This window comes from Gemella haemolysans (assembly GCF_001553035.1).
Taxonomy (GTDB): domain Bacteria; phylum Bacillota; class Bacilli; order Staphylococcales; family Gemellaceae; genus Gemella; species Gemella haemolysans_B.
Genome location: NZ_KQ959961.1, coordinates 34,827 through 40,888, shown reverse-complemented (window position 1 = coordinate 40,888; position 6,062 = coordinate 34,827). Strand labels below are relative to the sequence as shown.

At 32.0% G+C, this 6,062-nt stretch carries 7 protein-coding genes and 1 other annotated feature; all 7 genes read right to left on the bottom strand.

Going from position 1 to position 6,062, the window contains the following annotated elements:
- Positions 1–97: 97 nt before the first annotated feature.
- Positions 98–340 (bottom strand) — a binding site (T-box leader).
- Between the two features lie 106 nt (positions 341–446).
- Positions 447–2,675 carry a cell surface ecto-5'-nucleotidase Nt5e gene (nt5e, locus tag HMPREF3186_RS05275; RefSeq protein WP_060914249.1) on the bottom strand — a complete coding sequence of 743 codons (2,229 nt, stop codon included), beginning with the start codon at positions 2,673–2,675 and terminating at the stop codon, positions 447–449.
- A 202-nt stretch (positions 2,676–2,877) separates the two neighbouring features.
- Positions 2,878–3,651, bottom strand: coding sequence for an SDR family NAD(P)-dependent oxidoreductase (locus HMPREF3186_RS05270; protein WP_060914248.1), 774 nt, complete (start codon positions 3,649–3,651; stop codon positions 2,878–2,880).
- A gap of 15 nt (positions 3,652–3,666) precedes the next feature.
- Positions 3,667–4,101, bottom strand: coding sequence for a CopY/TcrY family copper transport repressor (locus tag HMPREF3186_RS05265; protein WP_060914247.1), 435 nt, complete (start codon positions 4,099–4,101; stop codon positions 3,667–3,669).
- Between the two features lie 105 nt (positions 4,102–4,206).
- Positions 4,207–4,698 (bottom strand): GyrI-like domain-containing protein, encoded by a 492-nt coding sequence (locus HMPREF3186_RS05260; protein WP_231724168.1) that lies wholly within the window; start codon positions 4,696–4,698, stop codon positions 4,207–4,209.
- Between the two features lie 139 nt (positions 4,699–4,837).
- Complete coding sequence (locus tag HMPREF3186_RS09020) at positions 4,838–4,996, bottom strand: hypothetical protein (RefSeq protein ID WP_197415024.1); 159 nt, start codon at positions 4,994–4,996, stop codon at positions 4,838–4,840.
- Between the two features lies 1 nt (position 4,997).
- Positions 4,998–5,717 (bottom strand): class I SAM-dependent DNA methyltransferase, encoded by a 720-nt coding sequence (locus HMPREF3186_RS05255; protein ID WP_060914246.1) that lies wholly within the window; start codon positions 5,715–5,717, stop codon positions 4,998–5,000.
- 1 nt (position 5,718) lies between these two features.
- Positions 5,719–6,057 (bottom strand): ribosome silencing factor, encoded by a 339-nt coding sequence (rsfS, locus tag HMPREF3186_RS05250; RefSeq protein ID WP_004264102.1) that lies wholly within the window; start codon positions 6,055–6,057, stop codon positions 5,719–5,721.
- Between the last annotated feature and the right edge of the window lie 5 nt (positions 6,058–6,062).

Below are 6,062 nucleotides of genomic sequence, written 5' to 3'. Positions count from 1 at the left end.
AAATCACGATTTTTGAGTCACTCCCTCTTTATCATTTCTTAAAAGGAAACAATAACATTACACAAAGAAAAAAGCCCTTGTAGAAGCTATTAACTTCCACAAGGACGTATCTATAGACGTGTTACCACCTTGATTTATAGTATTTTCACAAATACTATCTCAAAAAGTACTAAAATACTATTTTAATACTCCTAGCTGTATCGGGCTATCCCGTAGTAGTTTAACTATTCAACTACTAACACGAAAAGACCATCTTCATAGTATCAAATTTGATCTCATTTCACCTACCGAGACTCTCTAAACAAATATCAACTACTACTCTTCTTTTCAAAGTGTAATTTTTTGTTGTGATTTAAGTATATCAAGATAAGAAACCCTTGTCAATGTTTTTTTATAATTTGACATTTATATTTACTTTTAAATTTTTTATACATTAATTAGCTTAATTATTTAGAAAGTTTACGTCTAACAGCAAGACCTACTAGAGCGATTAAACTTAATCCTAGAGCAGTTGTACTAGATGAGTTCATACCTGTGTTAGGTAATTTTCTCTCATTATTTGCAACACTTGCTTTCTCTTCTGATTTAACTCCAACTTTTTCCACACCATATACGTGGGTTGTAATTCCATCTTTTTTAGATGTTGAAACTGTATTATATCCTTTAAGAACTTTCGGTTCTTTATCTCCTAATTCTACTGGCGCAAGTTCATTTCCTGAAGCATCAATATGACGTGTTACTACTAATTCTTCTTTAGATAAGACTGGCGCATCTTGAGCAGTTTCACCTTTTGGTACTTCATTTCTTGGTGTTTCAGGTTTCTCAGTTTCAAATTTATATGTTTTTGAATCTACAGAAATTGTACGTGAGTTTGGATTTACTACTGCATATTTAGTTAAATCAGTTTTTTCTAAATAATTTTTGAATGCTTCATCCATAGATGGTCCTTCTTCACGAGCTCCACCTAACATTGTATATCCATCTCCACCTGCTGCTAAGAAGTCATTTGTAGTTAGGTAGTATGTTTTATTTAAATCTAATTTATCATATGCACCTGTATCATGGTTCTTAACTTCTACACGTAATACACGTTTTCCTGATGGTAAGTTTGTATCGTAGTATACTTTAGCTCCTGATACATGTAGGAAACCACCACTTGGTTCTAATAATGGTTGTCCATTTTCATCTAAGACAGTTTTACCAGCTTTATCAACTTGTAAAATAGATCCTAGAGATTTTTCAAACATAGCTAATACGTCTTTACCTGTAACACTAATTTGAGAAATTGTATTACCGAATGGAAGAACAGCAATTACACTACCTCTTGTGATAGGTTTGTCTTTAGCGATAGTTTCACGTAAACCACCACCGTTTGTTACTGCGATATCTGCTTTATTTTTGAATCCAGTTTGTCCATATTCATAAAGTGAGTCAGCTACTACATTTCCTAAGTTTGTTTCGCGTACACGAACATTTTCACGAGTACCACTTAACTCGACAGGGCTATTTTTCACTACAACAACAGCATTTTCTGCGTCGTATTTCGCTTTAATTTGATCTACTAATTTTTTCACTTCTGCGTTAGGCGTTACATTAGTAGTTTCTGATGCTTTAATTAGACTCGGAGTTCCTAATAAACTATTTGGTTTTAATGTAACTTTACCAATGTTATTTAAATAACTTCCTGTTTGGTTATAAGTAACGTTATCTCCATATGTTTTTGATTCTACTGTGTGAGAGTGACCATCGATTACTACTACACGTTTCCCTTTTAATAAAGGACTTTTAGATAGTTCGTCAGCAAGAGTAGATCCTCTCCATTCATTAGGTGTTGTTGTATCCACTCCAAGGTGAGCTAGAACAACATATGTTTTATAGTCATCACCAGTAGCTTTTGCTTTTGCTTGGATTTCTTTAACTACATTTAGTACCTCTGGGATAGGATCTTTGAATGTTACACCTTGAACATTTTTAGGGTGTGTTTTTGTAGCAGTTTCTGGTGTTGTTACCCCAATAACAACAACCTCATCACCTTTAACACTTTTATCTTTATCAATGATTGTAGAAGCTTCAAATAAACGTGCGCCATTAACATAAGTATTTGAGCTTAATAGAGGAAATTTTAAAATTTGTTTATACTTTTTAGCTTCATCTAACCCAAAGTCAAATTCGTGGTTTCCTACAGCCATAGCATCGTAATTCATTTTATTTAAAATTTCAGCACGTGCTTCTCCTTTTGTTGAGTTAGAGATAGGTAATCCTTGGAATGCATCCCCTGCATCTACAACTACTGTTGTTTGATCTTTTTTAGCACGTTCATTTTCAATTACTGTTGCTAATTTAGCATCACCAACAACTGATGTATTTTTATCACGACCTTTTTCCTCTACGATACGTCCGTGAACATCATTAGTGTGAACTAATACTAAATCTTTTTCAGTTGTTTTTGGCACTGATGCTGTAGATGGTTCTGTAGTATCAGTTGGTTTATCTGCTGGTTTTGCATCTCCTGTTTTTGGAGCTGCTGAAACCTCAGATGGCTCTGATGATGGTGCAGCTACTGGTGAATTTGCTGGAGCTGGTGTTGACTCATCCGCGAATGCAGCTCCTCCTGAAGTTGCTATTGCTAATCCTACGATTGTAGCCGACGCTAATGTATAATTTTTTTTCTTCATAATAACTTTTTTTCTCACTTTCTTATTTGTAATTTAATATTTACATAATATCACAATAATACGTGTTTTTCAACTGAAATTTAAATATTTTTCTATGATAACGGTTTAAAAACGTACTATTTTGGAGTTTGTGTTTATTAATATTATTTTGAAAATAAAGAAAAACCGAAATTAGATATAATCCAATCTCGATTTATTATATTTATTTAAACATTCTTAAAAGCATTCTGTCACTTAATCTTGGAAATAACTGGCTAATTTTAACAGCTAAAACTAGCTTGAATGGTAAATTAACTTCACGTTTTTTCTGTTCAATACCTTTTATTATCTTACTGACAACTAGTTTAGGCGTTAATGTTTTACCACCCATTGCTTTTTGATAACTCTTGTCTTCATCAGCAATATTAAAGAAATTTGTAGCCACAGGTCCAGGATTTACAGTCATAACATGGACATTATCTTTTTTTAGTTCTAAACGTAAAGAATTAAAATATCCAATTAGAGCAAATTTAGTTGCTGAATAGACAGAACTCTTTGGTGTAGCTATTTTTCCTGCTAGAGAAGCTATAGTTACGATAGTTCCAGATTTTTTTTCTCTCATTCTTTTAGCTATTTCAGTAGTTAATTGAATAGTTCCTATAACATTCGTATCAAACATATTCACAACATCATGATCGCTAAATTCACTAAAATCCTTCATAATCCCATAGCCTGCACCATTGATAAGTATATCTATATCTTTTACAGATGAAAGTAAGTGCTCTACCTGTTCTTGTGAACCAATATCCACACTATATACTCTAGTCTTGACATTTTCAAAAGCTTCACATTTTTTAGCCACCTTTTCAAGGGCTTCTTTTCGACGAGCTACCAATATTAACTCCACATTCCCTTTTTGTGCATATTGGTGCGCTAACTCACGACCTAGACCACTAGAAGCTCCCGTTATTAGTATTTTTTGTTTGCTATTTTCCATACAATAATCCCTCTCTTATCCGTGTTTCGCTGCACAGCTACATTGCCCTTTTAGGCACTTACACGTAATTACCTCTGGGGCTGTTTTTCTTTTTTCTTTCAGCAATTCAATAATTTCATCAATGTTACTTTTACTTAAATTATCAGTTTCAATTATGTTCTTAACAATAACGTGAGTTCTTCTTTCACAAATTCTCTCTAAAAAATTTTGTGTTAATATATCTAAACATTCATCTTCAACACATTTTGCTGAATATAAAAATTTATTCCCTTGTTTTCTAGTTTCTAAAAATCCTTTTTCTACTAACCTTGATAGTAGGGTTTTAATAGTAGAAGGTGTCCAAGACTTTTCTTCGCCTAGAGTATCAATTACAAACTTACTTGTAGTTTCTCTATTACTCCAAACTACTCGCATTACTTCCCATTCCGCTTCCGAAATATTAATTTCCATTTATTATCATCCTTTTTTATCAGTTACATCTGTAACTATAATACTATTTTAATCATATAATGTCAATTCATAAAAAACTTGATTCTAGCAAGACTAGAATCAAGTTTAAGATTTTTTCCTAATTGGATGTCTAATAACTGTTTTAAGCTTCTCAGGTGCAGTTTTTCTCACATCAGAAATATAAATTTCATGGTGAAATCTCATCTTATTAATGTCCAATTCATAGCCTTCAGAAATAATATATTCATGCATCTTAGCGACAGTTTCTGGCTCTTTATCATAAGGACCAATATGCATACATTGGACACATGTTCCTTCACAATAGCTAAAAAATTCAACCTTTGAGAAATCTTCTTTTTTCTTTTCAGTTACTTGCTTGATAGCCCACTCAAATACTTCTTTTGTAACAAAATCTGGCATACGTATTAACAAAATGAACTTAAAATTTTGTTTATTACTATAATCAACACCTTCTATTCCTTCTTGCCACCAAAACCCTTCTAACGGCGGAACAACAAAATCAAAGTAATTAGGAATTTTATATTCTCCTTTTTTACTCATCTTTATAGCATAAGCTACAGGATGGGAGTGACTCAAAAATCGTGATTTCGTAGAAATCGATTTTGTCGAGTCATCCCCGCACAGTTTATTAGATATCTAAAAAGCTTTTCTAAAGCGAAATTAGATATCAATAAACCACTGCGTCTATGAGTTCTCATATGAACTTTGTCAAATTTTAAGACTTTTGGGTCAACCCCTTATACTCGCTATTGTCATCATTCGGATCTCCACTCCCCCTAACTGCAATATAATTAGCATTCTCTATATTAACAATACTTGGTTTAGTCTTAGGGACATATAAATGTTTAAGAGTTTTTTTAAAATCAACTGCCATACTACTTCTCCAAAATAAAAATTATTCTATCTGATTCAGCATATTTTTTATTATTTTTATCAAAGTCACAAAAATAATTTTTAACTTTAAATCCAATATTTTGAATTTCAGCAAGGACACTTTCTATTTCATAAGTTCTTTGCGAATGAAACTGTTCTAGTTTTTTATATAAACCATTGTTTTCTTTAATAAAGAACGACAGTTCACTTTCCACTTCTAGAGAATTTTCTGTTTCATATGTAAACCATAAATAGCTTATTTCATCATCTTCATAACCGAAAACTTGTTTTTCTAACATATCTATAACTTTTTTGGGAGTGTGGATATCAAATACAAATTTTCCACCTTTTTTTAAAGATGAGTATACTTCTTTTAATCCTAGTTTAAACTCTTCAAAATCTGACAGATAATTAAATACATCAAATGCACTTAATACAAAATCAAATTCCATATTTAACGATGAGATTTCTAATAAATCCATCACAAAATAATTACAACCAGGAACTTTTTCACTAGCTATCACTAACATTTGTTCACTGTTATCTACTGCGAATACTTCACCATATTTTTTTAGAGTTGGTAGCATTGCACCACTACCACAACCTAAATCAAGAACTAGAAGATTTTCTCTATCTTCTAATTCTTGACTAATAATATTTTTATAAGCATCGTAGTCGACATCCATTAGTTTATCATAAACAATACTTAAATTTTCGTACATATTATACACCTTTTATAGGATATTTCTCAAATAGTGCATCTAATTCATAGTATTCTCTATCATCACGAGTCATGATATTTACTACTACATCACCTAAGTCCATAAGAATCCATTTAGCTTCTCTTAGACCTTCTGTACTGTGAATTTCTCCACCATTTTCTAATACTTGTTCTCTTACTTCTTGAGCAATTGCCTCTACTTGTCTATTTGTAGGTGCGTGACAAATTACAGAATAGTCATATAATACTCCTGCTTGAGTTAAATCATACGCAACGATATCATAACCGTGTTTATCATCACATGCATCTACAACAACCTTTAATAAGTTTTCTACTTCCATTTTCA